Here is a 26626-nt window from a genome sequence, read left to right as displayed (position 1 = left end):
CCGTACCGGGCAACTTTCCGCACGACGGCGGACACCCGGATCGCGGACCTCCGGCTCGTCCCGGACCCGCTCGAATCGCCGGTGGTCAGTCGCGTACGTGGAGTCCGAAGCCCGTGCGGCCCGTCGGCTCCAGCCCTTCCTTCAGGTGCAGCGACGGGATCTCGTAGTCGCCGAAGTTCTGGCGGCGGAACGCGATCGGCTCCGTCGACTCCAGGGTGAGCAGGCGCTGTTCCCAGGCCTTGGCGGCATCCGGGAAGTCCTCGGCCGTCATCCGGTCGGTGCCGTAGAGGACGAACGGCGGCAGTACCTCGATGCCCGGGTAGTACAGGATGCCGTGCTGGACCGGGAACAACAGGTCGTCGATGGGGCCGTTGATCCCGCGTGCGGTGTAGTGCGACTCCTGGCCGCCGACCGTCACGGACAGCAGGGCCCGGCGGCCGGCGAGGGTGCCTTCGCCGTAGCGGTCGCCGTACTTGGCGTCGCTGTGCTCGCCGACGCCGTACGCGAAGTGGAAGGTGAACACGCGGTCCACCCAGCCCTTCAGGATCGCGGGCATCGAGTACCACCACAGCGGGAACTGGAAGATGATGGTGTCGGCCCACAGCAGCTTCTCCTGCTCGGCGCGGACGTCCGCGGTCAGCGTGCCGGCGTCGAAGGCCCGGCCCGAGTCCCGGGCGACCTTCAGCGGACTGGAGGCGTCGGGGCCGTAGTCCGCGGCGTCCACGACCGGCTTCCAGTCCATCGCGTACAGGTCGCTCACCCGTACCTCGTGGCCGGCGGCCTCCAGGGTGGACACCGCGAGGTTCTTCAGCGAGCTGTTGAGCGACTTCGGCTCGGGGTGAGCGTGGACGATGAGCGTCTTCATCAGGACTCCTTCGGGAGAGGCGGATGCCTTTGATTGAAGGCGCCCGCGCGCCCGGTGTTCAGGGGCGCCTCTTCCGTCGGACCGGACTTCCTGGGACTGGCAGGGCCACCCTCGCACGGCGTACCGAGGCGATACTGGGCGCATGGACGATCTCGATCTCGCGGGCTTCCTGCGGACCCGGCGCTCCCGGGTCGACCCGGTGGACGTGGGCATCCCGACCGACAGCCGCCGCCGGGTCGAGGGGCTGCGCCGGGAAGAGGTCGCCCACCTGTCCGGGGTCAGCGTCGACTACTACGTACGCCTGGAGCAGGGCCGGGCCACCCAGCCGTCCGAGCAGGTCCTCGACGCGCTCGCCCAGGTCCTCGGCCTCGACGAGACCGAACGCGAGCACCTCCACCGCCTCGCCCGGCAGCGGCGGCGACGTGCGAAGGCGCCGGGCGGGCGCGTACGGCCGGAGGTGCTTCGGGTACTGGATCTGGTCGTCGACGCACCCGCGCTGATCATGGACCACCGCCTGGACGTGCTCGCGGGGAACCGTCTCGCGGGGCTGCTGTACGGCCGGCCGGTGCCGGGGCTGAACACCGCCCGGCACCTCTTCCTGGAGGAGACCGAGCGCGGCCTCTACGCGGACTGGGAGACCTGCACGCTCGACGCCGTCGGACACCTGCGCCTGGCCGCCGGCAGATATCCCGATGATCCCCGCCTCGCCTCGCTCATCGGCGAGCTGGCCATGGGCAGCGAGCGATTCCGCCGGCTCTGGGCCCGTGCGGACGTGCGCGCCCGGACCCACGGCCGCAAGGCCTACCGGCATCCGATGGTCGGGCTGCTGGAGCTGCACCAGGAGAACTTCGCACTGCCGGACGACTCCGGCATGGAGCTGCTGGTGCTGTCGGCGGCCCCGGGCAGCCCCGCCGAGGACGGGCTGCGCCTGCTCGCGGGGCTCGGCGCGGACGGCGGTGGCGCACGGCAGGCTGAGGACGGCGGTGGCACGCGGCCCTCGGCGCACGCGCGACAGGTCCGCGAGTAGCTCACTGGACGCGGACCGCACGCTCGTCAGGTCCGCGAGTAGCTCACTGGACGCAGAACTCGTTGTCCTCCGGGTCGCTGAGCACCGTCCACGTCCCGCCCTGTTCCGCCACTTCGCGGAGCACCTTCGCGCCCAGCTTCTCCAGCCGGGCCACCTCCGCGTCCCGGCGCTCGGGTCCGGCGTGCAGGTCGAGGTGGAGGCGGTTCTTCACCGTCTTGGGCTCCGGTACGCGCTGGAACAGCAGCCGCCGCCCGAGCCCCGTCCCGCTCTCCGGCTCGAACGGGTCGTCCGGGTGCCGCACCGCAGCCAGGTCGAGCCAGGCACGCCGTCCGTGTGCGGTCGTCGTGATCGCCTCCGATACGGCTCCGAGGCCCAGGAGGCGTTCGACCAGGGGGCTGTTGTCCTCGATCTCGTAGCCGAGGGCCGCGGACCAGAAGCCGGCCTGGGCGTGCGGGTCGGCGGCGTCGATGACGACTTTCCACTCAAGAGTCATGCGGGACATTCTTGCCCGGAGGGGTTGATTCCGGTGGGTGAACCGCCATCAGGCGGGCGAAGGCGACCACGTTGGACTGGTAGCCGCCCGCAGCCGGGTCGTAGGCGCCACCGCAGGTGAGCAGGCGGAGTTGGGCATCCTTCGCCGGACCGTAGACACGGGCGCTGGGGAAGTCGCTCTTCTCGAACTCCTCGATGGCGTAGACACGGAAGGACGCGACCGTCCCGTCCGCGCGGCGCACGTCGACCGTCGCGCCCGGGCGCAGCGTGTCGAGCCCGGCGAAGGCGGCCGGGCCGGTCGGGGTGTCCACGTGGGCGACCACGATCGCGGTGCCGGGGGAGCCCGGTGGCACCCCGTCCCGGTACCAGCCGGCCAGATTGCGCTCGGCCGGGTCGGGCACGCCGAGCCTGCCCCGGTCGTCCAGGGTCAGGTCCACCAGGGGTGCGCTGACGTGCAGGGCGGGGATGTCGACGCGGAGAGGGCGGGCCGGGGGCGGCGAGGCCGTCCTCGTGGACGCGGCGCCGGACCGGGGGGCGGCAGGGACGCCGGGTTCCGTCAGGGGCGAACCCAGGAGCAGGACGAGTGCCGCCGCGGCGGCCGGGACCAGCCCGGCCGCCGCGATCAGGCGCGGGAACGGCCGCCGTGGGGGCCGTTCCCGCCGGGTGCGCGCGCTCAACCGCGCCGGCGCCGGACGGTGCGGAGACCGCCGAGAGCGGCGCCCGCCGCTGCCAGCAGTCCGGCCGCGCCGGCTGCCAGGGCCGTGCCGCTCAGGCCTCCCGTGGAGTCGCTGCTGCCGGTCAGGGCGGTGGAGCCGTCGCCCGCGTCGACCGGGCCGTTGGGCATGGGTCCGTTCCCGTGGCCTCCGCCGTTGTGGTTGCCGCCTCCGTTGCCGTGGCCGCCGCCGTTCCCGCCGCCCCAGTGGCCGCCGCCCCCGTGCCCGCCGTCGGACGGCTTCGGCTTGGGGTGGTGGGTACGGGTGGGGCTGGGGGACGGGCTGGGCTCGACGTCCTGGGCGGTGATCAGGGTGCGGTCCGTGGCGCTGACGCCGGTGCGCTGCGGGCCGTCGGCTCCGGAGAGGGTGACGGTCAGTTCGGTCGTCACGTCGAGCGGGCCGGTGGGCGCGCCCTCGGCGGCGGCGAGCGTGAACGCGGCGCCCGCCTTCCCGCCGGGCTCCAGCGTGCCGCCCGCCCGGAGGTTGGTCCGCAGTTCGCCGGTGAGCGTCCCGTCCGTCCCCCGGGCCAGGGGGACTTCGGCGCCTTCGGACATGACGGTCAGCTGGTCGGCCCGGAGGCCGGCCGGTCCCTTGAGGGTGAGGCGGGTGCCGATGCCGGGATACTGCGGGCCGTCCTCCGGGTCGCTGTAGGAGGCGTCGGCCGGGCGGGGACCGTCACCCGCCTCGATCTCCTCGGGCACGGTGAGCGCGGCCGTCGCCCTGCCCGTGACGGCGAAGTCCCAGACGGTGCCGTCCGCCGTGATGTTGTCGACGTAGGTGTTGAGCGTGCCGTCCGGGTCGCCGAGCCGGCCGATGTTGGCGATCACCCCGAACGCGCCCTCGCACGCGGCGACGAAGGTCGACAGCGGAGCGTCCCCGCCCGCCGGGATGCCCGCCACGGCACGCGAGGTCCGCACCACCGAGTCCGCGGTGAAGCGGTACTTCTGCCAGGTGTCCGGCTTCAGCGCCTCGCCCTCGACATCGGTGTTGCTGCCGGGCTCGAACGACAGGGTGGTGAATCCGCCGCACGAGGACGGGAGCTGGAGGTTGGCGCCGATGCTGGTGTTGCTGGATCCCTCGGTCGCGGTGTACGCCCAGTAGGAGATGCCCGCGTCCAGCAGCGACTTCAGGGGCTCGGTTGCCCCGGACGCGTTGAAGTAGGTCGCGGCCTGGGCCTGTTCGCCCGCGCCGATGGCCAGGCGCAGGCTGCCGTTCAGATGCACCGGGTCCGGCTTCGGGGAGACCTCCTGGATGCCGGGGTCCCGGTCGGGCGTCGTTTCCTGGAGCCGGAACCACGGGCCCGTCGGGCCGAGGCCCGACGGGTCGACGGGCCGCACCGTGTCCTCCGCGCCCGCGGTGGGAGCGATTGCGCAGGCGAGGAGCGTCAGGGCGGACAAGGCGGCGGTGGTGGTCGCGGTGCGCAGGAGCGTGCGTGACGTCCCGGAGGTGCGCAGAGATCGGGTCATAAGTATGAGGAAAATATAAACTGCGCGTCAGGAGGGAATCACTCACCGTGACGCGCTCAAGCTCGCTCCAATGCCGCAGCACCCAGGTACTCCCCGACCGCCCGCGGCTCTCCGGCCGGGACGATCAGTCCGACGTGGTTGTCCGGGCGGATCAGGACCAGGACGTCCTCGCCCGGCGCGATGCCGTACGCCGAGCGGGCGTGGCCGCCGTCGTCGGCCAGGCCGTGCGCCACGCCCGCGGCCGCCCCGTGCGCGCCGTCGCCCATGTCGCCCGCGTCCACTCCGTACGCCCGCAGCTCGTCCTCGTGCGCCGTCGACGCCTCCCGCAGCGCGCGCGCCGTGCCCGCGCCGAAGCCGAGCAGGGTGAAGTGCGGTCCGCCGAAGGCCTCGAACAGCCGGAGCGGGGTTCCGGTGGCCAGGTCGCGGCAGGGTGCGTCCGGGGCGCGGTCGCCCGCGCGCAGCCGGGGTGTCGCGCCGAGGCGGGCCAGTGAGCTCCAGGGGTAGCCGGACCCCGGTCCGTGGGGCATCGGCGCGTTCGCCGCGTCCAGGCCGCCGCCCGGCTTCCTGATCGCCTCCAGGGTGGCCCGCAGCCGCTCCGCGCTGAGGTCGAGGACATCGGCCGCGACGGGCAGCCGCTCCTCCTCGTACGTGTCGAGCAGGGCCGGGCCCGCCCGGCCGGAGACGACCCGGGCGAGCTTCCAGCCGAGGTTGTACGCGTCCTGGATGCCGGTGTTCATGCCCAGCCCGCCCGCGATCGAGTGCACGTGTGCGGCGTCGCCCGCCAGGAACACCCGCCCCACCCGGTAGCGGTCCACCATGCGCTCGTTGACCCGGTAGGTGGAGAGCAGCGCGGCCTGCGACAGCAGCGTGCCGGGCAGGCCCGTGTGCTTGGCGAACAGCCGCTGGAAGCTGTCCAGTGACGGAGGTACGGGCGAGCCGGAGGCGTCGGTCTCGGGACCGGCCTGGAACCACCAGCCCGAACGGGTGCCGGGGATCGGGCAGAGCATCACGGCGCCGTCCTCGTCGAACCACTGGTGCCAGACTCCGCGGTCGAGGCCCTCGGCCTCGACGTCTCCGCAGACCATCATCTGCGTCTCGTCCGTCTTTCCCTCGAACGGGAGGCCGAGCAGTTTGCGCACCGCGCTGTGGCCGCCGTCGCAGCCGACGACGTACCGCGCCCCGATCTCCCGTCCGTCGGCCAGGGTGGCCGTCACGGAGGTGCCGTCCTGGGTCAGGCCCACCAGTTCGGCGCCGAGCGCGACCCGTACGCCGTACGTCGCGAGCCGGTCCCGCAGGACCTCCTCCAGCCGCCACTGGGCGACCATCTGCGGCCGGGTGTACGGGGAGTCCGGTGTCGGGCGCACGCCGGCGAAGGGGTCGGCCTCGGCGATCGCCACCCCGCCCCGGTACTTGCGCATCGGCAGCGGCGCGGCCCCGGCGGCCAGCACCTCCTCGACGACTCCGAGGTCCTCCAGGACCTCCAGCGAGCGCGCGTTGGGGCCCTTGGCGCGGGAGCTGCGCGGGAATTGCGGGGCCTTGTCGATGATCGTCACGTCGACGGCCCGCCGGGCGAGGTCGATGGCCAGGGTCAGCCCGGTCGGCCCGGAGCCGACGATCAGCACGGTGGTCAGGGATGAGGGCATGCGTACTCCTCGGTTGCGTCTCCGTTGACCTCAAGAGAAACGCAACCGAGTTAAAAAAGCAACTAGGTAATGGATTGAGTGGCGGTGGGTGTCTCCGGCGCCGTCGGGGCGCCCTGCGCCGCCGCGGCCAGCCGTGCGGCCTGTGCCTGCACCCGCGTACGCCGTGATGCCCGCAGCGCGTCCCAGGTCAGCAGCGCGAGAGCCAGCCAGACCAGCCCGAAGCCCACCCACCGCTCCAGGGGCATGGCCTCGTGGAAGTACAGGATTCCGAGAATGAACTGGAAGACCGGTGCCAGGTACTGCAGCAGGCCCAGGGTGGACAGCGGTACGCGGATCGCGGCCGCCCCGAACAGGATCAGCGGGATGGCGGTCACCAGGCCCGTCGCGGCCAGCAGGGCCGCGTGGCCGGCACCCTCGGTGGCGAAGGTCGAGTCGCCCTGCGTGCCCAGCCACACCAGGTAGCCGAGCGCGGGCACGAACAGCACCGCCGTCTCGGCCGCCAGTGACTCCAGGCCGCCCATGTTGACCTTCTTCTTCACCAGGCCGTACGTCGCGAAGGAGAACGCCAGGGCCAGCGAGATCCACGGCGGCTGCCCGTAACCGATCGCCAGGACGAGTACTGCCGCGACGCCGGTGCCGACCGCCACCCACTGTGCGGGACGCAGCCGCTCGCCGAGGAGCAGGACGCCCATGGCGATGGTCACCAGCGGATTGATGAAGTAGCCGAGCGAGGCCTCGACGACGTGCCCGTGGTTGACGGACCAGATGTACAGGCCCCAGTTGACGGTGATCACGGCCGCGGCGACGGTGATCAGCCCCAGCTTCCTCGGCTGCCGGAGCAGCTCGCCGATCCAGGCCCAGCGGCGCAGGGCGAGCAGGGCGATGCCGACGACGCCGAGGGACCAGACCATGCGGTGGGCCAGGATCTCGACCGCGCCGGACGGCTTCATCAGCGGCCAGAACAGCGGGACGATGCCCCACAGTCCGTAGGCCGTCACACCGGACAGGAGTCCGGCCCGCTGTTCGTTCTTTCCCTTCACGGGCCCCTCCTGGCAGGTGTCCGTCGACGGCTTCGTCAACCTGACGAAGGTAGCGCCGACGCGGCCCGGTGTCATTGCCGTATCGCCAGACGGTCATGACACCGGGCCCGGGGGTCCGTGGGGCTGTGCGCCCGTGTGCCTACTGGGCGGCGACCGCCGCGGCGACGGTCTCCGCGAGCGGCGTCGTCGGGCGGCCGATGAGCCGGGCCAGCTCGCCGCTGGTGCCGGCCAGCAGGCCGCGCCGGATGCCCTCGTCCACGTCGGTGAGGATCGCCGCGAAGGACTCGGGCACACCGGCGCCGACCAGGATCTCCTGGTGGACGGCGGCCGGGACGTTCTTGTAGATGACCTCCTTGCCGGAGGCCTTGGCGATCTCGGCGGCGTACTCCGCGAGCGACCAGGCGACGTCCCCGCTCAGCTCGTAGGCCTGGCCGAGGTGGCCCTCGCCGGTCAGGACGGCCGCGGCCGCGGCCGCGTAGTCGGCACGGGTGGCGGAGGCGATCCGGCCCCCGCCCGCGTTGGCGACGACGGCTCCGTGAGCCAGGACGGGCGCCAGGTTCGCGGTGTAGTTCTCCGTGTACCAGCCGTTGCGCAGGAACGTGTACGGCAGGCCGGAGCCGAGGATCAGCTGCTCGGTCGCCTTGTGTTCGGCCGCCAGCTGGATGTCCGCGTCGGGGCCGCCGAGGATGCCGGTGTACGCGAGCTGCGCCACGCCCGCCGCCTTGGCCGCGTCGATGACCGCGGTGTGCTGGGCGACGCGGCTGCCGACCTCGCTGCCGGAGATGAGCAGCACCCGGTCGCCGGCCCGGAAGGCGTCGGCCAGTGTCTCGGGGCGGTTGTAGTCGGCGATCCGGAGCTCGACGCCGCGGGCGGCGAGGCCGGCGGCCTTCTCCTTGTCACGGACGACGGCGGCGATGCCGCCCGCGGGGACGGTGGTCAGCAGCTGCTCGACGACGAGGCGGCCGAGCTCTCCGGTGGCTCCGGTGACGACGATGCTCATGGGGTGTTGCTCCTCTTCAGGTGCTCATGTTCCTGTCTGCGCGTTCTGATACTCACCATAAGGAGTGCACTAACCAGAGGAAAGTACCCACTTTGAAGTAAGGTACTGGCATGGGTGTAAGTGAGAAGGCGCCACGGACCGGTACGCGACTCGGTGAATGGCTTGCTGCGGGACCCGATGTGCGGCAGCCGATGTGTCCCTCCCGGCTGGTCCTCGAACACGTCACCAGCCGCTGGGGCGTCCTGGTGCTCGCCGCTCTGCTGGAGCGCTCGTACCGCTTCAGTGAGCTGCGCCGCGAGGTCGGTGGCGTCAGCGAGAAGATGCTGGCGCAGACCCTCCAGACCCTGGAACGTGACGGCTTCGTCGACCGGGACGCCAAACCGGTGATCCCGCCCCGGGTGGACTACACGCTCACGGACCTGGGCCGGGAGGCCGCCGAGCAGGTGTGGGCCCTGGCGCGCTGGTCGGAACGGAGCCTGGACGCGGTGGACGAGGCGCGCACGGCGTACGACGCGCGCAAGCAGGGGCGCGCGTCGGTGGCGTGAACGGCGGAGCGCCTGTCCTTCCCGTGCGTACGGGAAGAACAGGCGCTCCGGGACCGTGCGGGCTTCAGCCCGCGACCGTCCAGTTGTCGTTGCCCGCGAGCAGGGCGCCGAGGTCGCCCTTGCCCTGCTGTTCGACGGCCGTGTCGAGCTGGTCGGCCATGAGGGTGTCGTAGACCGGCCGTTCGACGTCGCGCAGCACGCCGATCGGGGTGTGGTGCAGGGTGTCCGGATCGGCCAGCCGGGACAGCGCGAACGCCGTCGTCGGGCTGGGGGCGTGCGCGTCGTGGACGAGGATCTGCGAACGGTTCTCCTCGGTGACGGCGACCACCTGCAGATCGCCCGTCAGCGAGTCCCGCACGACACCCTTGGAGTCGTCCGTGCCGAAGAGGATCGGCCGGCCGTGCTCCAGCCGGATCACCGCCTCCTGGGCCCGGTCCTTGTCCTTCATGACCTCGAACGCGCCGTCGTTGAAGATGTTGCAGTTCTGGTAGATCTCCACCAGCGCCGTACCGGGATGATCGGCCGCCGCGCGCAGCACGCTCGTGAGGTGCTTGCGGTCCGAGTCGACGGTACGGGCGACGAACGAGGCCTCCGCGCCGATGGCCAGGGACACCGGGTTGAAGGGGGCGTCGAGCGAACCCATCGGCGTCGACTTGGTGATCTTGCCGACCTCGGAGGTGGGGGAGTACTGCCCCTTGGTGAGCCCGTAGATCCGGTTGTTGAACAGCAGGATCTTCAGGTTCACGTTGCGGCGCAGGGCGTGGATGAGGTGGTTGCCGCCGATGGACAGCGCGTCGCCGTCCCCCGTGACCACCCAGACGCTCAGATCCCGCCTGGACGAGGCCAGTCCGGTGGCGATCGACGGGGCGCGGCCGTGGATCGAGTGCATCCCGTACGTGTTCATGTAGTACGGGAATCGGGAGGAGCAGCCGATGCCGGAGACGAAGACGATGTTCTCCTTCGCCAGCCCGAGATCGGGCATGAAGCCCTGCACGGCGGCGAGGACCGCGTAGTCACCGCAGCCGGGGCACCAGCGCACTTCCTGGTCGGACTTGAAGTCCTTCATGGACTGCTTGGCTTCGGCCTTGGGCACCAGCTGGAGCAGTTCGTTGGTCTCAGCCATCGATGGCCTCCTGAAGGGCCGTCGCAAGCTGCTCGGCCTTGAACGGCATGCCGTTGACCTGGTTGTAACTGTGCGCGTCCACCAGGTACTTGGCCCGGATGAGCATGGCCAGCTGCCCGAGGTTCATCTCGGGGACGACCACCTTGTCGTAACGCTTCAGCACCTCGCCGAGATTCCGCGGGAACGGATTGAGGTGGCGCAGATGGGCCTGCGCGATCGGCTGCCCGGCGGCGCGCAGCCGGCGGACGGCGGCGGTGATGGGGCCGTACGTCGATCCCCAGCCGAGCACCAGGGTCTTCGCCCCCGCCGGGTCGTCGACCTCCAGGTCCGGGACCTCGATGCCGTCCACCTTCGCCTGGCGGGTACGGACCATGAAGTCGTGGTTGGCGGGGTCGTACGAGATGTTCCCGGTGCCGTCCTGCTTCTCGATGCCGCCGATGCGGTGTTCGAGACCGGGTGTGCCCGGGACGGCCCAGGGGCGGGCCAGGGTCTGCGGGTCGCGCTTGTAGGGCCAGAACACCTCGGTGCCGTCGGCCAGCTCGTGGTTCGGACCCTGGGTGAACTGGACGCGCAGGTCGGGGAGTTCGTCGACCTCGGGGATGCGCCACGGCTCGGAACCGTTGGCCAGGTAGCCGTCGGAGAGCAGGAAGACCGGGGTGCGGTAGGTCAGGGCGATCCGGGCGGCGTCGAGTGCCGCGTCGAAGCAGTCGGCCGGTGTCTTCGGGGCCACGATCGGCACCGGGGCCTCGCCGTTGCGCCCGTACATCGCCTGGAGGAGGTCGGCCTGCTCGGTCTTGGTGGGCAGGCCGGTGGACGGGCCGCCGCGCTGGATGTCGATGATGAGCAGGGGGAGTTCGAGGGACACGGCCAGGCCGATCGTCTCGGACTTGAGGGCCACGCCCGGGCCCGAGGTGGTCGTGACCGCGAGGCTGCCGCCGAAGGCCGCGCCGAGTGCGGCGCCGATGCCGGCGATCTCGTCCTCGGCCTGGAAGGTGCGCACGCCGAAGTTCTTGTGCTTGCTGAGCTCGTGCAGGATGTCCGAGGCCGGGGTGATCGGGTACGAGCCCAGGTACAGCGGCAGGTCCGCCTGCCGGCCCGCGGCGATCAGGCCGTAGGACAGGGCCAGGTTCCCCGAGATGTTGCGGTACGTGCCGGTGGGGAAGGCCTGGGAGGCGGGCGCCACCTCGTAGCTGACCGCGAAGTCCTCCGTGGTCTCCCCGAAGTTCCACCCGGCCCGGAACGCCGCCACGTTCGCCTCCGCGATCTGCGGCTTCTTGGCGAACTTGGCCCGCAGGAACTTCTCCGTGTTCTCGGTGGGCCGGTGGTACATCCATGACAGCAGGCCCAGCGCGAACATGTTCTTGGAGCGCTCGGCCTCCTTGCGGGAGAGGCCGAACTCCTTCAGCGCCTCGATGGTGAGCGTCGTCAGCGGCACCGGATGGACGTGGTACGCCTCCAGCGAGCCGTCCTCCAGCGGACTGGTCGCGTAACCCACCTTCGCCATCGGCCGCTTGGTGAACTCATCGGTGTTGACGATGATGTCGGCACCGCGCGGCACGTCGGCGATGTTCGCCTTGAGCGCCGCCGGGTTCATCGCGACCAGCACGTTCGGGGCGTCGCCGGGGGTCAGGATGTCGTGGTCGGCGAAGTGGAGCTGGAACGAGGACACGCCCGGCAGGGTGCCTGCGGGTGCGCGGATCTCGGCGGGGAAGTTCGGCAGCGTGGAGAGGTCGTTCCCGAAGGAAGCCGTCTCCGAGGTGAACCGGTCACCCGTCAGCTGCATACCGTCTCCGGAGTCACCCGCGAAGCGGATGATCACCCGGTCCAGGCGGCGGATCTCTTTCTCGCCGTTGCCTGCTGGTGCGGACTTGGGGGCACGCTGTCCCCCTACGAGTGCCTCACTGGCCTCGTCGGCCTGTTCGGCTGGGCTACTGACCTGGCTGGTCACTTACTGGACCTCCCTCGGCGCGGCGGCTCGGAACCATCCGGCCCGCCGGCGGTCCCGAGCCCCACCCTACGTCTGTAAGGGTCGCCTTCCTCTGGCCGATCACATAGTGGACGGCGTTTTGAGACGCTTTTCGGTGCTGTCCCGTCATGATTCATCAGCCGCGCGGTTCCTCGTCGGACCTTTGGTGGAGTCAGCGTGGAGCGAGTCGCGGATTGCCTGGTCGGAGCGGTGCGGAGCTGTCTCCAAAGATATCTGACAGGATGTCAGATATCGCTGTGCCGCATCAGGAGTTCAGATAGGTCAGTACGGCCAGGACGCGCCGGTGGTCACCGTCGCTGGGGGACAGCCCCAGCTTCAGGAAGATGTTGCTGACGTGCTTCTCCACGGCTCCGTCGCTCACCACGAGCTGCCGGGCCACCGCAGAGTTCGTCCGCCCCTCCGCCATCAGGCCGAGCACCTCGCGCTCACGTGGCGTCAGCCCGGCCAGCACGTCCTGCTTACGGCTCCGGCCCAGCAGCTGCGCCACCACCTCGGGGTCCAGCGCCGTGCCGCCCTGGGCCACCCGGACCACCGCGTCGACGAACTCGCGTACCTCGGCGACCCGGTCCTTCAGCAGATAGCCCACACCCCGGCTGGACCCGGCCAGCAACTCGGTCGCGTACTGCTCCTCGACGTACTGCGAAAGCACCAGCACCCCGATCCCCGGATACTCCTTGCGCAGCCGCACCGCGGCCCGCACGCCCTCGTCGGTGTGCGTCGGCGGCATCCGCACATCGGCGACCACCACATCGGGCAGCGCGTCCTGCCCGGCGAGGTCGCCCACCGTCTTGATCAGCGCCTCCGCGTCGCCGACCCCGGCCACGACGTCATGCCCGAGATCGGTCAGCAACCGGGTGAGTCCTTCCCGGAGCAGTACCGAATCCTCGGCGATGACCACACGCACCCTGTCCTCCACCACGACGCTGAATCCCCCACGTTTCGATCGTTCGCCTGTTCGCCCACGAGCTGATCCGCGGGTCCGCTCGGCCCTGCTGTCCCGCCCGTACGCCGTCCAGCATCCCAGTACCGGCAGTGACGCCGCGAGCCTTCGCGAAGTTGCGTCGTGGTGGGCCCGCGGTGTGCCCGCGGCGCTTCCTTCGAGGGCCGTTCGAAACGGCCGGTCGCCGGGCGGCCCGGTGTGCGGGTCCGCCCGGCGACCGGGTACGGGATGGGCGGGCGGGGCTCAGCCGCGCCAGGGCAGCTCGGCCGTGACCTTCGTCGGGCCGCCCACCGGGGACTCGACGACGAGGATCCCGTCCACCGCGTCCAGCCGCTCGGTCAGGCCGGCCAGGCCGCTGCCCGACGTGAGGTCGGCGCCGCCGCGCCCGTCGTCGGTGACCTGGAGCATCAGCCGGTCGGCCGACCGCCACACGTCGACCGAGGCGCGGGTGGCCCGGGCGTGCTTGCTGACGTTCTGCAGCAGTTCGGACACGGTGAAGTAGGCGATGCCCTCGATGGCCTGCGCGGGGCGGGACGCCAGGTCGACCTCGACGGTCACGGGGACGGTGCAGCGGGAGGCGATGGCGGAGAGTGCGGCGTCGAGGCCGCGGTCGGTGAGGACGGCGGGGTGGATGCCGCGGGCCAGGTCGCGGAGTTCCTGGAGGGCGACCTTCACTTCGCCGTGGGCCTCGTCGACCATCCTTGCCGCGGCTTCCGGGTCGTCGGTCAGCTTCTCCTTCGCCAGCCCCAGGTCCATGGCGAGGGCGACGAGCCGGGCCTGGGCGCCGTCGTGGAGGTCGCGTTCGATGCGGCGGAGGTCGGCGGCGGCCGTGTCCACGACCACACCGCGGTCCGACTCCAGCTCGGTGACCCGCGTCGCGAGCTGCGACGGGCCCAGCAGCCCGGACACCATCAGCCGGTCCACCGCGGCCAGACCGCGGATGACCCACGCCGTGGCCATGACGACCACCAGCCCGACGGCACTGGTCAGCGCGAGTTCGAAGGGCGAGTCGAGGTAGACGTCGTGCGTGCCGTCGCCGTAGAGCTGCACCCCGTCGATGCCCGCGTAGGCGGGGAAGACCCAGGCGTACACCGGATACGTCAGGGCCGCCCAGCCCCACGTCCACAGGCTCAGCGAGACGCAGAAGGCGAAGACCGCCCACGGGAAGTGCAGGAGCGCGTAGAGCAGGTGCCGCCAGGACACGCCGCTCTTCAGGACCGCCCCGACCCAGGACATCAGACCGCCGGTCCGGCCCCGCACCCGGGCGGGCTCGGCCACGTCCAGCTTGAGCAGGGCACGCGCCCGGGCCCGCTCCAGCACGCCGAGGCCGCGGCACGTGGCCAGTCCGGCGGCAAGGAGCGGGATTCCCAGGAAGGTGATGAGCAGCCCGGCGCTCAGCGAGGTCATGGTGACCGCGAAGCAGAACAGCACGGTGCTGATCGGGAAGCTCAGCATGAGATAGACGAACTCGCGCCAGGTCCTGGCCTCGACGGGGGCCCGCAGAGCGGCCGGCAGGAAGCGCTTCGCCGCGAGGCGGCTCTCCGTACCGCCACCCGCCCGCTCGGGGTCCCGTGTGTCCGGTCCGTATGCCGTGGCCATGGGTTTCCGTCCGTTTCTTCTGTGTCCGCCGCGCGTGCGGCGGTTGCTGCTTCTGCGGGGCTGCGACTGCGTGCCGTGAGTGCTGTGCGTGCCGTGCGTGCCGTGCACGTACTTCGTGCGTCTGATTGAAGAGTGCTGGGTCGAACGCCTGCGCACCATGAGGCCGGTATCCGTGTTCGGCCGGGGGTTTTCCCCACCCCGGCCGCCATCCGGCCCGGCAGGAGTCAGGCCTTGCCGGCTCCGGCCGCGCTCTTCTCGCTCTCGCGGTCGCGCCAGGGCAGTTCGGCGGTGACGGTCGTCGGGCCGCCGGCCGGGGAGTCGAGGACGAACAGCCCGTCGACGGCGCCCAGCCGCTCGGCGAGGCCGGACATCCCCGTACCGCCGTCCATCGAGGCCCCGCCCCGTCCGTCGTCGCTGACCCGGATCAGCAGCCGGTCCGCCGAACGCCACACATCGACGGACGCCGCATGCGCCCCGCTGTGCTTGCTGACGTTCTGCAGCAGCTCGGACACGGTGAAGTACGCGATGCCCTCGATGGCCTGCGCCGGGCGTCCCGGCAGATCCACGCCCACCGTGACGGGGACGGTGCAGCGGGAGGCGATGGCGGAGAGTGCGGCGTCGAGGCCGCGGTCGGTGAGGACGGCGGGGTGGATGCCGCGGGCCAGGTCGCGGAGTTCCTGGAGGGCGACCTTCACTTCGCCGTGGGCCTCGTCGACCATCCTTGCCGCGGCTTCCGGGTCGTCGGTGAGCTTCTCCTTCGCCAGCCCGAGACCCATGGCGAGGGCGACGAGCCGGGCCTGGGCGCCGTCGTGGAGGTCGCGTTCGATGCGGCGGAGGTCGGCGGCGGCCGTGTCCACGACCACACCGCGGTCCGACTCCAGCTCGGCGATCCGGCGTTCCAGCTCGTCGGAGGGGGAGAGCAGCCCGCGGACCATTCCGCGGTCGGCGTTGGTCAGGAACCGCGCGACATAGGGGAGCACCGGCCACAGGACGAAGAGACCCACGAGCGTCACCGCGAAGGTGACCACGCCCCACGGCAGCCGTATGAAGGAGTACAGCACCGCCCGCCAGCCGACCGGATCCTTCAGGCTCGACCACAGCCAGGCGAAGAACCCGTCCTCCCGGCGGACCCGGGCCATCGGGCTCGGCTCCTCGATCCGCACGCCGAGCAGGCCCCGCGCCCGTCCCCGCTCGGCCCGCCCCAGCAGCCGGGCGCCCTGGAGCCCCAGCGCCAGCAGCGGCAGGCCGATCACCGTGACCGCCAGCCCCACGCCGATGGAAACCATCAGCACGGTGTAGACGAATCCGGCGACCGCCATCGGGAGGTTGGTGAGGAGATGCGCGACCTCCTTCCACGTCCACCGTTCGAAGGCGAAGCGGACCGGAGGCGGCCCGTCGTGGTCGGGCAGCTGGGGGCTCATGGTCATACGACCAGCCTGCCGGGCCCGACCCCCGGACGCCATGGGGCTCGTGGGTGGGGGCGAAGTAGGGATATCCCCACCAGTTGCCCGACGCAACTGCTTACCGTCCCTTTACAGGGCCTAGACTCCCGTGCGTACAGATCGGCGAACAGGTTCTGAGGGAGCGAGGGGGCGGACGTGACGGACGTGGCGGAACTGCCGGACGTGACAGCTCTGCCGGACGTGACGGGCCTGCCGGACATGTCGTCTCTCCCGGACATGTCGTCTCTCCCGGGCATGACGGCGACGCCGGACCTGACGTCCCTGCGGCACGTGACGGACGGTGCGCCGGGACCGGTCGTTCTCGCGTCGGACTACTTCCACAGCTACTCGGTGGTCGGACTGATCGCGGTGATCGGCGTGCTGTTCGTCGCCGTCGCCTTCGGGGCCGGGCGGCTGCTGCGTCCCGTGGTGCCGACGCCGGAGAAGCTCCTCACGTACGAATGCGGCGTGGACCCCGTGGGGGAGGGCTGGGCGCACACCCAGGTCCGCTACTACGTGTACGCATTCCTGTACGTGATCTTCGCCGTCGACTCGATCTTCCTGTTCCCGTGGGCAACCGTCTTCGCCGCGCCCGGATACGGCGCGACGACGCTGGTGGAAATGTTCATCTTCCTCGGTTTCCTGGCCGTGGGACTGCTCTACGCATGGAAGAAGGGCGTCCTCGAATGGACGTGACGAGCCCGTCGTCCTCCGAGTCGGGTGCCGAACCCGCCCCCGTACCCACGTTCCTCCCGGAACCGAAGCGCCTGGGGGTGCTCTCCAGACTGGCGCCGGAGCCGATGAAGGTGGTCCTCAACTGGGGCCGCCGCTACAGCCTCTGGGTCTTCAACTTCGGACTCGCCTGCTGCGCCATCGAGTTCATCGCCGCCTCCATGGCCCGCCACGACTTCATCCGGCTCGGCGTGATCCCCTTCGCCCCCGGACCCCGCCAGGCCGACCTCATGATCGTCTCCGGCACGGTGACGGACAAGATGGCGCCCGCGGTGAAGCGGCTGTACGAGCAGATGCCCGAGCCGAAGTACGTCATCTCCTTCGGCGCCTGCTCCAACTGCGGCGGCCCGTACTGGGACTCGTACTCCGTGACGAAGGGCGTCGACCAGATCATCCCGGTCGACGTCTACGTACCGGGCTGCCCGCCCCGGCCGGAGGCCCTGCTCCAGGGCATTCTCAAGCTCCAGGAGAAGATCGCGCGCGAGTCGCTCGGTGAGCGCTACGCGACGGACGCCGGCAGCCGCCCTTCCACCGCGGCCCTGCGCAGCGGCCTGGTCGCCGCACCGCCGACGCCGGGCACGCCGGGGGAGGGGGCAGAGTGACCGCCTCCGAGAGCACCGAGAACTACGACCGGCTCCCGGATGCCGTCACCGAGATCTTCGGTGAGGGCGCCACGGCGGAGCAGGCGTACGAACTGCTGACCGTCGACGTGCCGCCGGCGTCCTGGACCACAGCCCTCGAAACGGCGCGCGACCGGCTCGGCTGTACCTACTTCGACTGGCTGAGCGCGGTGGACGAACCGGGCACCGGCTTCCGGGTCTGCGCCCATGTCGCCGCGCTGCCGGACGCGGGCGGCGGCAGCGTCCGCAGGCTGCTGGTCCGTACGACGGTTCCGCACGAGGCAGCCGTGCTGCCCACCGCGACCGGCGTGTACGCGGGCGCCGCCTGGCACGAGCGCGAGACGCACGAGATGTTCGGGATCGGCTTCGACGGTCACCCGCACCTGGTTCCCCTGCTGCTGCCCGAGGGCTTCGAGGGCCACCCGCTGCGCAAGGACTTCGTCCTGGCAGCCCGGGTCGCGAAGGCGTGGCCGGGAGCCAAGGAGCCGGGCGAGTCGGAGCACGGCGGCCCCAAGCGCCGCACGATGCTGCCGCCCGGCGTCCCCGACCCGAACGAATGGGGCCCCCTGAAGGGCCAGCTCCCACCGGCCCCCGCCCGGCCGGCCCGCGCCACGGGCGACCGCCCGCCCCGCCGCACCCGCAGCGCGAGCGACGCCACACCTGCGGCCCCGGCCGCACCCGCGGCCACGGAGCCGGCTCCGGCCCGCCCGCGCCGTACGCGCAGCGCATCGCAGGGATCGGCCAGCCAGCAGCCCCCGGCGACCCCGGAGGCGACGACGGCCCCGGGCTCCGAGGCACCCCCGGCCGGGGCCCCGGAGGCACCCCCGGCGACGACGACGTCCGCGGTTCCGGAGGCGACGACGCCCGCGGTTCCGGAGGCGACGACGCCCGCGGTTCCGGAGGCGACGACGCCCGCGGTTCCGCGTGCGACCCTGGCCGCGCCGTGGCACGACGCCCGCCCGGCGTTCGACGAGCCGTCGGGTGACGCCGGCGAATCCGGAGGGCCGGGTGAGCCCGGTGGCTCCGGTGAATCCCGTGGGTCCGGCGACCCCGGTGAATCCCAGCCCCTCCGGCGATTGAGGAGCGGGGGCCTGGGGTCGGAGCCCCCGGTTCGGGAAGGGGCGGGTGGAGGAGAAGCCCCGCGCAGCGGCACTCCGACCACCCCCGGCACCCCCACCGCACCGACCACCGAATCCTCCGACCAACCCCCCACCGAGCAGACCCCCGACCCCCCGGAGGCCCCCAAGGCCGCCGAACCCCCGGAGGCCCCCAAGGTCCCCGAACCCCCGGAGGCCCCCAAGGCCGCCGAACCCCCGGAGGCCCCCAAGGCCGCCGAACCCCCGGAGGCCCCCAAGGACCAAGGGCCCCCCGACACCCCCGCCGGAGGCGACCCCGAGTGAACGACGTACTGGACGTCGCCCTCCGCCTCGTCATCGTCTTCGCCGTGTTCATGGTCGTCCCCCTCATCGTGGGTCAGGCCGAGCACAAGGTGATGGCCCATATGCAGGGCCGCCTCGGACCCATGTACGCAGGCGGCTTCCACGGCTGGGCCCAGCTCGTCGCGGACGGCGTGAAGTTCGCGCAGAAGGAAGACATCGTCCCGGCCGAGGCCGACCGCAGGGTCTTCCAGCTCGCGCCCGCCGTCGCCCTGCTGCCGTACCTCCTCGTTCTCGTCGCGATCCCGATCGGCCCCGGTGAGGGCGCGGTCGGCCAGGTCGTCGACGCGGGCATCTTCTTCGTGCTCGCGGTGATGGGCGTCGGCGTGCTCGGCTCCCTCATGGCGGGCTGGGCGTCCGCCAACAAGTTCTCCCTGCTCGGCGGCCTCCGTACCGCCGCGCAACTGCTCGCGTACGAGCTGCCGATGCTGCTTGCCGCCGCCTCCGTGGCGATGGCGGCCGGCACCGTGTCGCTCCCCGGCATCCTCGACGCCTTCGAGTGGTGGTGGCTGCCCTGGCAGATCGTCGGTGCCCTGGTCTTCTTCGTGGCCGGCCTCGCCGAGCTCCAGCGCCCGCCGTTCGACATGCCGGTCGCCGACTCCGAGATCATCTTCGGCGCGTACACCGAGTACACCGGCCTCCGCTTCGCGCTCTTCCTGCTCGCCGAGTACGCGGGCATCGTCGTGCTGTGCGGGCTCACCACCGTCCTCTTCCTCGGCGGCTGGCACGGTCCGCTGGGCGCCGACGGACTGGGCTGGGTCTGGACGCTCCTGAAGACCGGCATCCTCGCGTTCCTCGTCATCTGGCTGCGCGTGAGCTATCCGCGGCTGCGTGAGGACCAGCTCCAGAAGCTCGCCTGGACCACACTCATCCCGCTCGCCCTCGCGCAGATCGCGCTCACCGGCATCGTGAAGGTGGCGATCAACTAGTGCCCCCGATCCCCGGCTCAGGTCTGGCCAAGGGCCTCGCCGTCACCCTGCGGACGATGACGAAGAAGACCGTCACCGCGCAGTACCCGGACGTGCAGCCCGATCTCGCGCCGCGCTCCCGCGGCGTCATCGCGCTGTTCGAGGAGAACTGCACGGTCTGCATGCTCTGCGCACGCGAGTGCCCGGACTGGTGCATCTACATCGACTCCCACAAGGAGACCGTGCCCGCGGCGGTCCCGGGCGGCCGCGAGCGCAGCCGCAACGTGCTGGACCGCTTCGCGATCGACTTCTCGCTCTGCATGTACTGCGGCATCTGCATCGAGGTGTGCCCGTTCGACGCCCTGTTCTGGTCGCCGGAGTTCGAGTACGCGGAGACGGACATCCTCGAACTCACCCATGAGCGCGACAAGCTGCGCGACTGGATGTGGACGGTTCCCGAGCCGCCGGCCCTCGACCCGGCCGCCGAGGAACCGAAGGAGGTCGCCGCCGCCCGCAAGACGGCGGACAAGCTCCGCGCCCAGCGCGAACAGGAAGCGGCGGCGCAGCAGGAAGCGGCGGCGCAGGAAGAAGCGGCGCAGCAGGCCGCGGCGCAGCAGGCCGCCGAGGGCGAAGCCACGCAGGGCGAAGCAACTCAGGAGGGACAGGAGTGATGATCACCACCGGAATCGCCCCTGCCCTGGACCTCGCCCGTGCCCCCGCCCTCGCGGCAGCCGCGAGCCACCCCGGCTTCCTCTCCCCGACCGGGATCGAGATCGCCTTCGTCCTCGTCGGCATCGCCACCCTCGGCGCGGCCCTCGTCACCGTCACGACCAGACAACTGGTGCACGCGGCCCTCTGGCTGATCGTGGCGCTCGGCGGTCTCGCCGTCGAGTACCTCCTGCTCACGGCGGAGTTCATCGCCTGGGTGCAGGTACTGATCTACGTCGGTTCCGTGGTCGTACTCCTCCTCTTCGGGCTGATGCTCACCAGGGCTCCCATCGGCCGCTCCCCCGACGCCGATTCGGAGAACCGCTGGGCCGCCCTCGCGGTGGCCGTCGCCGCGGCCGGAACCCTCGTCTGGGTCGTCGTCGACGCCTTCCGCACCACCTGGATCGAACTGGACGGGCCGGCCCAGGGCTCCACCGAGGCCACCGGCTCCTTCCTCTTCCGGCACTGGGTGCTGCCTTTCGAAGCGCTCTCGGTCCTCCTGCTCGCCGCCCTCGTCGGCGCGATCGTCCTGTCCCGCAAGGGCCGGAAGACCGCACCCGGAGCGGCCGCACCCGGAACAGCCGCACCCAAGACGAGCGCAGCCCCGACGACCGCATCCCGCACGAGCGCCCCCCGAGCGAACGCACCCCGAGAGGACAAGCGCTGATGCACCTCGCCTATCCCGCCGTGCTCGCCGCCCTCCTCTTCTGCACCGGGCTGTACGGAGTGCTCGCCCGCCGCAACGCGATCCTCGTCCTGATGTCCGTCGAGCTGATGCTCAACGCCGTCAACCTCAACCTCGTCGCCTTCGACGTCTGGCTCCGCGACGCCGTGCACTCCGGCCAGGCCCTCACCCTGTTCACCATCGCCATCGCGGCCGCGGAGATCGGCATCGGCCTGGCGATCGTCCTCGCCGTCTATCGCAACCGCGGCAGCTCCGACGTCGACCGCCTCCGCGACACCGCCGAGACCGACGAAGCCGAAGAACTCCCGGACGGCCCCGACGACCCGGACGACGCCGAAGCCACCGAAGACCAGGCCACTGCTCCGGCAGGGAAGGCTAAGAAGGCTGAGGCCACCGCGTGACCACCACGACCCTCGCCGTACTCGTCCCTCTCCTGCCGTTCCTGGGGGCGGCGGCCGGGCTTCTCCTCGGCCGCAGCGCACCGGGCTTCGTCCGGCCGCTCGCCGTCCTGCCGTCCCTCGCCTCCCTCGTCATCGCGGCCGTCGTCGCCGCACGCCAGGGCGGCGGGCCGGCCATCGACGCCGCGACCCGGCTGACGCCCACCGGCTCGGTCCCGATCGACCTCGCGCTGCACCTCGACGGCTTCGCCGTCCTCGTCGCCGTCCTGGTCGGCCTCGTCGCGAGCTGCGTGCAGATCTACTCGACCGCCTACCTGCGCGACGACCCCCGCTATCCCTCGTACGCGGCCCTGGTCTCCCTCTTCACCTCCGCGATGCTGCTCGTCGTCTACACCGGCGACCTGATGGTGCTCCTGGTCGGCTGGGAGATCATGGGCATCTGCTCGTACTTCCTGGTCGGCCACTACTGGGAGACGCCCGAGGCCCGCGCCGCCTCCCTCAAGGCCTTCCTGGTCACCAAGCTCGGCGACGTCCCCTTCCTCATCGGCCTGTTCGCCCTCGCCGCCGACACCGGCACGTTCCGCATCACCGGCATCCTCGGCTCCGTCGCCCACGGCGGTCTCGACCACCCCACCCTGATCGCCCTGCTTCTTCTCGCCGGTGTCGCGGGCAAGTCCGCACAGTTCCCGCTGCACACCTGGCTGCCCGACGCGATGGCCGGCCCCACGCCCGTCTCCGCGCTGATCCACGCGGCGACGATGGTCGCCGCCGGCATCTACTTCGTGGCCCGGCTCCTTCCCGTCTTCGCCGAATCCGGCGCCGCCCTCGTCGTCCTCGCGGTGATGGCCGCCGTCACGATGATCGGCTCCGGACTCGCCGCCCTCGCGCAGGACGACATCAAGCGCGTCCTCGCGTACTCGACCATCGGCCAGCTCGGATACATGTCCGGCGCCCTGGCCGTCGGGGACCGCGGCGCCGCCGTCTTCCACCTCATCTCGCACGGTGCGTTCAAAGCCGTCCTCTTCCTGGCCGCGGGCGTCGTCATCCACGCAGCCGGCACCAACTCACTGGCCGCCATGTCCCGCATGGGAGGCCTGGCCAAGCGCATCCCCGACGCCTACTGGACGATGACGGTCGCCCTCCTCGCGCTGGCCGCCATCCCGCCGTTCGCCGGCTTCTTCTCCAAGGAAGCCGTCCTCGTCGCCGCCGAACACACCGCCCTCGGCGACCGGCACGTCGCCCCGGCCGCGGCCGGCTGGACCGTCCTCGTGGCCGGCCTCCTGGCGGCCGTCCTCACCGCCGCGTACGCCACCCGGCTCTGGCTCCTCGCCTTCCGCGGCCGCGGCGCCGAAGCTCCCGACCACGGCAGCCAGCCCGTGGCCATGACCTCGGTCCTGTGGGTACTGGCCGTGCCCACCATGGCCTTCGGACTCACCGTCGGCGTGATCACCGACTGGTTCGACGGCCACAGCCTCACCCCGTCGCTGACCACCGCCGTGCTGTCCACCGGCGTCGGACTCGTCGGCGGCCTCGTCACCTACGGAGCCTGGCGCCACACCACGGCGCTCGCCGCCCGCACCCCCATGGGTTCGGTCGTCGCCCACCCCGACGCGGAACCGGCCCTCGTGGAGATCGAGGCCCTGGAGAGCCACACCGCCGCCTACGGCACCGCCGGTGACGCCCCCGACCCGGCCGACCCCGGCCGTCTGCTGCTCGGCCCCCTCCACCGCCACGCGGCCACCGGCTTCCACCTGGACGCCCTGTACGCGGTCCTGTTCGTCCGCCCCGTCCGGGCCGCGGCGAGCCTCGTCCGCTTCCTGGACCGCGAGGTCGTCGAGACCTACGTACGCGGCTCCGCCACCGGCGCACGCTGGCTCGGCACCGCGGTCCGCCGCGCGCAGACCGGCAACGTGCAGACCTACCTCAGCGCACTGCTCGCCGGTTCGCTGGTCCTGGCGGTCGCCGCCGTCGTCTTCGCCAACGTCAACGCCGGGTCGTGAGCCGTGTTCGATATCAGCGCATCCGTGATGCAGTTCCTTCTGGCGTTCGTCGTCGTCGTCCCGCTCCTCGGAGCCGTGGCCGCTCTGCTTCCGGCCCCGCCCGGGCTGAAGGGCAGGAACCCGGACCAGGCCGTGCTCCGCCACGGCGTGACGGTCACCGGCGTGATCCTCGTCGCCGTCCTCGTACTGGCCCTGGGCTTCGACCACGACCACCCGTCGAAGATGCAGGCCACCACCGACATCAGCTGGATCCCGGCGCTCGACGTCCGCATCCATCTCGGCATCGACGGCATCTCGCTCCCCCTCCTCGTACTGACCGCGCTGCTGACCTTCCTCTGCGCGCTGTACAGCTACTTCAAGCTGCCCCAAGGCCCCTCCCCGAAGGCCTTCGTCGCCCTGATCCTCGTCCTGGAGTCCGGCACCCTCGCGACCTTCGCCGTCCTCGATCTGCTGCTGTTCTTCCTGGCGTTCGAGATGGTGCTCATCCCGATGTACTTCCTCATCGCCCGCTGGGGTGGTGCGCGGAAGCAGGCTGCCGCCTGGAAGTTCATCCTCTACACACTGCTCGGCTCGGTCGTCATGCTGCTGGGCCTGCTCCTCATCGGACTGAAGAGCGGCACCTTCGACATGGTGGCACTCGCCACTGACAACGGCCGCGGCCTCACCTCGTCCGTGCAGGTCATCGCCGTTCTCGCCATCGGAATCGGGCTCGCGGTGAAGACCCCGATGTGGCCGCTGCACAGCTGGCTCCCCGACGCCCACACCGCCGCCCCGACGGTCGGCTCGGTCCTCCTCGCCGGCGTCATGCTGAAGATGGGCACGTACGGGTTCGTCCGCATCCTGCTCCCGATCGCCCCCGACGGCATGCACACCTTCGCGCCCTGGCTCGCGGCCTTCGCGGTCGCCGGGATCATCTACGGATCGCTCGCCTGCCTGGCGCTCGCCCGGCCCGGCGCCAAGGGCGACCTGAAGCGGCTGATCGCGTACTCCTCCGTCGGCCACATGGGCTTCGTCCTCCTCGGTATCGCGAGCATGACCCCCACCGGCGTCAACGGCGCGCTCTTCGCCAACATCGCCCACGGCCTCATCACCGGCCTGCTGTTCTTCCTGGTCGGCGCGGTCAAGGACCGGTACGGCACCGCCGATCTCGATACCCTCGCCGGAGCAACGGGCGCCGCCCTCTACGGTCGCGCGCCCCGCCTCGGCGGCCTCCTCGCGTTCGCCGCGGTCGCCTCGCTGGGCCTGCCCGGCCTGGCCGGCTTCTGGGGCGAGATGCTCGCCCTGTTCGGCGCCTTCGACCCCGCCGAGGGCCTGAACCGCGCCGCCTTCCTGACCTTCATGTCCATCGCCGCGTTCGGCACCCTGCTCACCGCCGCGTACCTGCTCGTCGTGGTCCGCCGCGTCTGCATGGGCGCCATCCGCGAGGAGCCGCACCCGATCGCCGACGTCCAGAGCTACGAGTTCGCCGCCTGGACACCCCTCGCGGCCCTCACCGTCCTCGCCGGCCTGTGGCCCGCCGTCCTCCTCGGCCTGACCGACCCGGCCGTGCAGAAGCTCCTCGCAGGAGGCAAGTCGTGATCGTGGCAGCCGAAAGCACACCCGGCGCAGTGAACCTGGTCCAGTCGGCGGCCGGGAGCAGCACGGCGAACCTGGTCCGGTCAGCGGCGGAGAGCAGCGCCACGAGCCTCGTCCAGTCCGTCGACTGGCTCGCGATCGCGCCCCCGGTCGTCGTCGCGGCCGTCGCACTCGCCGTCCTGGTCGCCGACCTCTTCGTTCCCGCGGCCCGCAAGCCGCTGCTCGGTTACGGTGCCGTCGGCGGACTCGTCGCCGCGCTCGCGCTCCTCATTCCGCTGCACGACGGCGACCGCTCCACGTTCTGCGTCACCACCGGCACCCGCGCCTGCAGCTACACCGCCGACCACTTCACCCTGGTCATCCAGGCACTCGTCCTCGGCGGCGCCCTGCTCACCGCGCTGCTCTCCATCGGCGACACCCGCAAGCTGCCCGCCGGCGAGTTCTGGTTCCTGCTGCTGTCCTCCGCCGCCGGTGCCGCGCTCCTGCCCGCCGCCCGCGACCTCGCCACCCTCGTCGTCGCCCTCGAAGTCGCCTCGCTGCCCGCCTTCGCCCTCGTCGGCATCAAGCGCGGCGACCGGCGCTCCTCCGAGGCCGCCCTGAAGTTCTTCCTCTCCTCCGTCGTCGCGACCGCCGTGATGCTCCTCGGCGTCAGCTTCGTGTACGCGGCGACCGGCACCCTCCACCTCACGGAGATCGCCGCCCAGCTCGACGACGTCCCCGGCCGGCTCTCCACCCTGGCCCGGGCGGGCGTCGCCCTGACGCTCGTCGGCTTCGCCTTCAAGACGGCCGCGGCGCCCTTCCACTTCTGGGTCCCCGACACCTACGTCGGCGCCCCGCTGCCGATCGCCGCCTACCTCTCGGTCGTCGGCAAGGCGGTCGGCTTCTCCGGCCTCATCCTCGTCACCGTGGTCGCCTTCCCGTCGTACGCGGACGTCTGGGGCCCCGCCCTCGCCGTCCTCGCCGCGCTCACGATGACCGTCGGCAACGTCGCCGCGCTGCGCCAGAGCGCCACCCGCGCCCGCAGCGCCGTACGGCTGCTCGCCTGGTCGTCCGTCGCCCAGGCCGGCTACCTCCTGGTCCCGATCGCGGCCGCCGCGTACGCCGGAGACCGGCAGATCGGCTCCACCGTCGCGTACGCGCTGATGTACGCCGTCGTGAACCTCGGAGCCTTCGCGGTCGCCGCACTCGTCGCCCGCACCCACCCGGGCAACCGCGTCGCCGACTACCGGGGCCTGTACGCCACGCGCCCGCTCGCCGCACTCGCGATGGGCTTCTTCCTGCTCTGCCTGGCCGGACTGCCGCCGGGCATCATCGGGCTCTTCGCCAAGGTCACGGTCTTCTCCTCGGCCGTCGACGCCGGGCTGGGCTGGCTCGCCGTCGTCATGGCGGTGAACGTCGTGATCGCGCTCTACTACTACCTCCAGTGGACCGCGGCCCTGTTCCGCAGCCCCGCCGAGGACGGCACGGAGCAGCAGCCGGCCGCCGGCCCCCGCACCCCGGCACCGCTCACCGTCGCGATCGTCCTCACGGCCGTCGCCGGCATCGCACTGTCGGGCGCCCCGCAGACCGTCCTCAGATTCGCCGACGTCAACCTGTTCTGACGGCTGCTCCCGCCGCGACCGCAAGATCGGTTTGCCCCCGGCAGTCCGCACAGGGCAGGGTCATGCCCGCGCATGGCGCAG

The 26626-nt window shown here is 71.6% G+C and carries 24 protein-coding genes; 12 read left to right on the top strand and 12 right to left on the bottom strand.

The window, feature by feature from the left end:
* Positions 1-85: 85 nt before the first annotated feature.
* Positions 86-865, bottom strand: coding sequence for an NAD(P)H-dependent oxidoreductase (locus tag ACIQMX_RS04535; RefSeq protein ID WP_402474863.1), 780 nt, complete (start codon positions 863-865; stop codon positions 86-88).
* 142 nt (positions 866-1007) lie between these two features.
* On the opposite strand from ACIQMX_RS04535, the gene ACIQMX_RS04530 reads away from it, so the two are divergent.
* The gene (locus ACIQMX_RS04530; protein WP_363071425.1) at positions 1008-1892 is read left to right on the top strand and encodes a helix-turn-helix transcriptional regulator; all 885 of its coding nucleotides are present in this window, start codon (positions 1008-1010) and stop codon (positions 1890-1892) included.
* Between the two features lie 43 nt (positions 1893-1935).
* On the opposite strand, the gene ACIQMX_RS04525 is transcribed toward ACIQMX_RS04530, so the two are convergent.
* From ACIQMX_RS04525 to ACIQMX_RS04500, 6 genes are all read right to left on the bottom strand, one after another.
* A complete protein-coding gene (locus tag ACIQMX_RS04525; protein WP_402474860.1) occupies positions 1936-2394 on the bottom strand; it encodes a VOC family protein in 459 nt (152 codons plus the stop codon).
* Positions 2375-3061: a class F sortase gene (locus ACIQMX_RS04520; RefSeq protein ID WP_402474857.1), complete on the bottom strand. Its 687-nt coding sequence runs from the start codon at positions 3059-3061 to the stop codon at positions 2375-2377. The genes ACIQMX_RS04525 and ACIQMX_RS04520 overlap by 20 nt, the downstream gene beginning before the upstream one ends.
* Positions 3058-4563, bottom strand: a complete 1506-nt coding sequence (locus ACIQMX_RS04515; protein WP_402474854.1) for a hypothetical protein — start codon at positions 4561-4563, stop codon at positions 3058-3060. Before ACIQMX_RS04515 ends, ACIQMX_RS04520 begins: the two co-directional genes overlap by 4 nt.
* Before the next feature lie 56 nt (positions 4564-4619).
* Positions 4620-6206, bottom strand: coding sequence for an FAD-dependent monooxygenase (locus tag ACIQMX_RS04510; protein WP_402474852.1), 1587 nt, complete (start codon positions 6204-6206; stop codon positions 4620-4622).
* A 62-nt stretch (positions 6207-6268) separates the two neighbouring features.
* Positions 6269-7246 carry an EamA family transporter RarD gene (gene rarD, locus ACIQMX_RS04505; RefSeq protein ID WP_363071435.1) on the bottom strand — a complete coding sequence of 326 codons (978 nt, stop codon included), beginning with the start codon at positions 7244-7246 and terminating at the stop codon, positions 6269-6271.
* Between the two features lie 139 nt (positions 7247-7385).
* A complete protein-coding gene (locus ACIQMX_RS04500) occupies positions 7386-8246 on the bottom strand; it encodes an SDR family oxidoreductase (protein ID WP_402474849.1) in 861 nt (286 codons plus the stop codon).
* A 191-nt stretch (positions 8247-8437) separates the two neighbouring features.
* Here ACIQMX_RS04500 and ACIQMX_RS04495 point away from each other — a divergent pair, with 191 nt between their 5' ends.
* Positions 8438-8791 (top strand): helix-turn-helix domain-containing protein, encoded by a 354-nt coding sequence (locus ACIQMX_RS04495; protein WP_363071513.1) that lies wholly within the window; start codon positions 8438-8440, stop codon positions 8789-8791.
* A 64-nt stretch (positions 8792-8855) separates the two neighbouring features.
* Here the strand turns inward: ACIQMX_RS04495 and ACIQMX_RS04490 are convergent, their stop codons facing one another.
* The 5 genes from ACIQMX_RS04490 to ACIQMX_RS04470 form a co-directional block, all read right to left on the bottom strand.
* Positions 8856-9914: a 2-oxoacid:ferredoxin oxidoreductase subunit beta gene (locus ACIQMX_RS04490; RefSeq protein ID WP_402474847.1), complete on the bottom strand. Its 1059-nt coding sequence runs from the start codon at positions 9912-9914 to the stop codon at positions 8856-8858.
* Complete coding sequence (locus ACIQMX_RS04485; RefSeq protein WP_363071441.1) at positions 9907-11862, bottom strand: 2-oxoacid:acceptor oxidoreductase subunit alpha; 1956 nt, start codon at positions 11860-11862, stop codon at positions 9907-9909. Before ACIQMX_RS04485 ends, ACIQMX_RS04490 begins: the two co-directional genes overlap by 8 nt.
* A 283-nt stretch (positions 11863-12145) precedes the next feature.
* Entirely contained in the window at positions 12146-12805 is a 660-nt protein-coding gene (locus ACIQMX_RS04480) for a response regulator transcription factor (protein WP_148022109.1), read from the bottom strand.
* 279 nt (positions 12806-13084) lie between these two features.
* On the bottom strand, positions 13085-14440 hold the full coding sequence (locus tag ACIQMX_RS04475) for a sensor domain-containing protein (protein WP_363071443.1): 1356 nt from the start codon (positions 14438-14440) through the stop codon (positions 13085-13087).
* Between the two features lie 224 nt (positions 14441-14664).
* Positions 14665-15867, bottom strand: a complete 1203-nt coding sequence (locus tag ACIQMX_RS04470) for a sensor domain-containing protein (protein WP_363071445.1) — start codon at positions 15865-15867, stop codon at positions 14665-14667.
* Positions 15868-16137: 270 nt separating this feature from the next.
* Here ACIQMX_RS04470 and ACIQMX_RS04465 point away from each other — a divergent pair, with 270 nt between their 5' ends.
* The 10 genes from ACIQMX_RS04465 to ACIQMX_RS04420 are packed head-to-tail and all read left to right on the top strand — an operon-like array spanning position 16138 to position 26545.
* Entirely contained in the window at positions 16138-16578 is a 441-nt protein-coding gene (locus ACIQMX_RS04465; RefSeq protein ID WP_402475593.1) for an NADH-quinone oxidoreductase subunit A, read from the top strand.
* Complete coding sequence (locus ACIQMX_RS04460; RefSeq protein ID WP_363071447.1) at positions 16569-17216, top strand: NADH-quinone oxidoreductase subunit B family protein; 648 nt, start codon at positions 16569-16571, stop codon at positions 17214-17216. The genes ACIQMX_RS04465 and ACIQMX_RS04460 overlap by 10 nt, the downstream gene beginning before the upstream one ends.
* Positions 17213-18634, top strand: coding sequence for an NADH-quinone oxidoreductase subunit C (locus ACIQMX_RS04455; protein WP_402474845.1), 1422 nt, complete (start codon positions 17213-17215; stop codon positions 18632-18634). The genes ACIQMX_RS04460 and ACIQMX_RS04455 overlap by 4 nt, the downstream gene beginning before the upstream one ends.
* Complete coding sequence (locus ACIQMX_RS04450) at positions 18631-19599, top strand: complex I subunit 1 family protein (protein ID WP_363071451.1); 969 nt, start codon at positions 18631-18633, stop codon at positions 19597-19599. The genes ACIQMX_RS04455 and ACIQMX_RS04450 overlap by 4 nt, the downstream gene beginning before the upstream one ends.
* Positions 19599-20249: a NuoI/complex I 23 kDa subunit family protein gene (locus ACIQMX_RS04445; protein ID WP_402474842.1), complete on the top strand. Its 651-nt coding sequence runs from the start codon at positions 19599-19601 to the stop codon at positions 20247-20249. The genes ACIQMX_RS04450 and ACIQMX_RS04445 overlap by 1 nt, the downstream gene beginning before the upstream one ends.
* Positions 20249-20953, top strand: coding sequence for an NADH-quinone oxidoreductase subunit J (locus ACIQMX_RS04440; protein WP_402474840.1), 705 nt, complete (start codon positions 20249-20251; stop codon positions 20951-20953). Before ACIQMX_RS04445 ends, ACIQMX_RS04440 begins: the two co-directional genes overlap by 1 nt.
* Positions 20953-21372 carry an NADH-quinone oxidoreductase subunit NuoK gene (gene nuoK, locus ACIQMX_RS04435; protein ID WP_402474837.1) on the top strand — a complete coding sequence of 140 codons (420 nt, stop codon included), beginning with the start codon at positions 20953-20955 and terminating at the stop codon, positions 21370-21372. Before ACIQMX_RS04440 ends, nuoK begins: the two co-directional genes overlap by 1 nt.
* A complete protein-coding gene (locus tag ACIQMX_RS04430) occupies positions 21369-23369 on the top strand; it encodes an NADH-quinone oxidoreductase subunit L (RefSeq protein WP_402474834.1) in 2001 nt (666 codons plus the stop codon). Before nuoK ends, ACIQMX_RS04430 begins: the two co-directional genes overlap by 4 nt.
* A gap of 27 nt (positions 23370-23396) precedes the next feature.
* Entirely contained in the window at positions 23397-24947 is a 1551-nt protein-coding gene (locus ACIQMX_RS04425) for a NuoM family protein (RefSeq protein ID WP_402475591.1), read from the top strand.
* Between the two features lie 29 nt (positions 24948-24976).
* Positions 24977-26545: an NADH-quinone oxidoreductase subunit N gene (locus ACIQMX_RS04420; RefSeq protein WP_402475589.1), complete on the top strand. Its 1569-nt coding sequence runs from the start codon at positions 24977-24979 to the stop codon at positions 26543-26545.
* The last annotated feature ends 81 nt before the right edge of the window (positions 26546-26626 follow it).

Origin of the sequence: Streptomyces sp. NPDC091416, from assembly GCF_044756845.1 — a bacterium.
Taxonomy (GTDB): Bacteria; Actinomycetota; Actinomycetes; order Streptomycetales; family Streptomycetaceae; genus Streptomyces.
The sequence above is the reverse complement of the archived record's forward strand: the minus strand, read 5'-3'. Positions and strand labels throughout refer to the sequence as shown.

What these genes read in the sequence shown, in the direction of transcription:
- ACIQMX_RS04425 (WP_402475591.1), top strand. Translation starts at nt 23,397, where the DNA reads ATGCAGTTCCTTCTGGCGTTCGTCGTCGTCGTCCCGCTCCTCGGAGCC.
- ACIQMX_RS04465 (WP_402475593.1), top strand. Translation starts at nt 16,138, where the DNA reads ATGACGGCGACGCCGGACCTGACGTCCCTGCGGCACGTGACGGACGGT.
- ACIQMX_RS04535 (WP_402474863.1), bottom strand. Translation starts at nt 865, where the DNA reads ATGAAGACGCTCATCGTCCACGCTCACCCCGAGCCGAAGTCGCTCAAC.
- ACIQMX_RS04475 (WP_363071443.1), bottom strand. Translation starts at nt 14,440, where the DNA reads ATGGCCACGGCATACGGACCGGACACACGGGACCCCGAGCGGGCGGGT.
- ACIQMX_RS04495 (WP_363071513.1), top strand. Translation starts at nt 8,438, where the DNA reads ATGTGTCCCTCCCGGCTGGTCCTCGAACACGTCACCAGCCGCTGGGGC.
- ACIQMX_RS04515 (WP_402474854.1), bottom strand. Translation starts at nt 4,563, where the DNA reads ATGACCCGATCTCTGCGCACCTCCGGGACGTCACGCACGCTCCTGCGC.
- ACIQMX_RS04490 (WP_402474847.1), bottom strand. Translation starts at nt 9,914, where the DNA reads ATGGCTGAGACCAACGAACTGCTCCAGCTGGTGCCCAAGGCCGAAGCC.
- ACIQMX_RS04510 (WP_402474852.1), bottom strand. Translation starts at nt 6,206, where the DNA reads ATGCCCTCATCCCTGACCACCGTGCTGATCGTCGGCTCCGGGCCGACC.
- ACIQMX_RS04470 (WP_363071445.1), bottom strand. Translation starts at nt 15,867, where the DNA reads ATGACCATGAGCCCCCAGCTGCCCGACCACGACGGGCCGCCTCCGGTC.
- nuoK (WP_402474837.1), top strand. Translation starts at nt 20,953, where the DNA reads ATGCACCTCGCCTATCCCGCCGTGCTCGCCGCCCTCCTCTTCTGCACC.
- ACIQMX_RS04500 (WP_402474849.1), bottom strand. Translation starts at nt 8,246, where the DNA reads ATGAGCATCGTCGTCACCGGAGCCACCGGAGAGCTCGGCCGCCTCGTC.
- ACIQMX_RS04525 (WP_402474860.1), bottom strand. Translation starts at nt 2,394, where the DNA reads ATGTCCCGCATGACTCTTGAGTGGAAAGTCGTCATCGACGCCGCCGAC.
- ACIQMX_RS04530 (WP_363071425.1), top strand. Translation starts at nt 1,008, where the DNA reads ATGGACGATCTCGATCTCGCGGGCTTCCTGCGGACCCGGCGCTCCCGG.
- ACIQMX_RS04460 (WP_363071447.1), top strand. Translation starts at nt 16,569, where the DNA reads ATGGACGTGACGAGCCCGTCGTCCTCCGAGTCGGGTGCCGAACCCGCC.
- ACIQMX_RS04440 (WP_402474840.1), top strand. Translation starts at nt 20,249, where the DNA reads ATGATCACCACCGGAATCGCCCCTGCCCTGGACCTCGCCCGTGCCCCC.